General features: G+C 63.7%; 1 protein-coding gene. It reads left to right on the top strand.

What is annotated here, in order from left to right:
* Positions 1–171: 171 nt before the first annotated feature.
* Positions 172–1,818, top strand: coding sequence for an IS1634 family transposase (locus tag CJ301_RS18470; protein ID WP_099278782.1), 1,647 nt, complete (start codon positions 172–174; stop codon positions 1,816–1,818).
* The last annotated feature ends 74 nt before the right edge of the window (positions 1,819–1,892 follow it).

The raw sequence follows: 1,892 nt of genomic DNA, 5'->3' as shown, positions 1-1,892 counted from the left end.
CCCCCAACTTCGACAGTTCACGGTCGATTTTGTGGCTCTCTGACTGCCGGGCTTCAACAATATCAAGGGGTTGGCAGGGATGGAACGCTGGTTCTGGCGCGATCTTGTTGTGGCACGCCTGAGCGACATTAGTATTGCTGCGACGGAGGCGCGCCTGATACATGTTGCGGCATGTATACCAAGATCACCAGGTCCGGCGGACGCAGCTACCTTCAGCTTGTCGAAGGCCACCGGGATGCCGCCGGTAAAGTCAGGCATCGCGTTGTCGCCAACCTCGGACGCCTCGAAGAGCTTACGCCGCAAAAACTCGATCCACTGATAAATGGACTGAACAGGGTTCTCGGGCGCGCGGAGAACACCGCCTCCGAGGTCGTCACCGAGAGCGCAAAGGCCTATGGCGACGTCTTCGCGTTGCATGAGCTGTGGAAAGACCTTGGCTTCGACAAGGCGCTCAACCGGGCTCTGCGCTCCGGGCGCCGCAAGACCGATGCCGAAGCGCTGATCAGGGCCATGGTATTCAACCGCCTTTGTGCCCCGGACAGCAAGCTGGGATGCCTGCGTTGGCTGGAGACGGTGGCGATGCCGGCGATGCCGGAGACCGTCACCCACCAGCACCTGCTGCGCGCCATGGACGCGCTCATCGATCATGCGGATGCAGTTGAAGAGGCCTTGGCCCGGCATATCCGGCCGCTGGTCGACCAGGATCTCGCCGTCGTCTTCTATGACCTGACCACGGTGCGCATTCATGGCGAGGGGACGGTCGAGGATGACCTGCGCGCCTTCGGCAGAAACAAGGAGACTGGCGGCATCGCGCGGCAGTTCGTGCTGGGCGTCGTGCAGGCCGCCGAAGGCCTGCCGCTCATGCACACGGTCCACCCGGGCAATGTCGCCGAGACCAAGACCCTACAGGGGATGCTCTCGAGCGTCCTGAAGCGCTTCCCCATCCAGCGCGTCATCCTCGTGGCTGACCGCGGCCTGCTCAGCCTCGACAATATCGGCGAGCTGACAGCGATGGCCGATCAGGGCGGCCGCAAGCTCGAGTTCATCCTCGCGGTTCCTGCGCGCCGCTACGCAGAGCTGGTTGAGACCTTCCACAGCCTGGCCTTCGATGACGACGGTCTGGCGGAGACCCGCTTCGCTGGTCACCGTCTGATCGTGGCGCATGATCCCCTGCGAGCGCAGGAGCAGTCCGACAAGCGGCGCAGGCGCATCGCCGAACTCGAGATCATGGCCGAGAAGCTGGTCGCCAAGCTCGATGCCCAGGACGAAGGCCAGAGCGCCCGCGGACGGCGCGCCTCTGATCGCGGCGCCTACAGCCGGTTCACGCGTGCCGTGGCCGAGGCGGAGCTGACCCGCTTCATCAAGGCCGACTACACCGCCGAGCGGTTCAGTTGGTCCCTCGACGAGGCCACGATCGCCGGGGCCGAGCTGTTCGACGGCAAGCTGGTGCTGTTGACCAATGCCCCCGACATCAGCGCGGCAGAGGCTGTCGCCCGCTACAAGAGCCTCGCCGACATTGAGCGCGGCTTCCGCGTCCTGAAGTCCGACATCGAGATTGCGCCGGTTCACCATCGCCTGCCGGAGCGCATCCGCGCCCATGCGATGATCTGCTTCCTGGCCCTCGTGCTCTACCGCGTCATGCGCATGCGCCTGAAAGCCAAGGGCTACGCTGCCAGTCCGCGGACGGCCCTCGATCTGCTCGCCCGCATCCAGAAACATACCGCCCATATCGGCGAACGCACATTCAAGGGGATATCAAGAACCCAGCCTGAGCAACTCGATCTATTCGACGCATTGAGCCTCCCCAAGCCCGCCTGAGCCCCCACGTTGTGGCAAAACCCACAATTCGGGGCGAAGGATATCAATCGCTTAGCGCGTTAGCTGTCGAAGTT

The organism is Limimaricola cinnabarinus (assembly GCF_002723615.1).
GTDB classification, from domain to species: Bacteria; Pseudomonadota; Alphaproteobacteria; order Rhodobacterales; family Rhodobacteraceae; genus Limimaricola; species Limimaricola cinnabarinus_B.
Note: the sequence above shows the minus strand (reverse complement) of the source record. Positions and strands in the feature narration are given on the sequence as shown.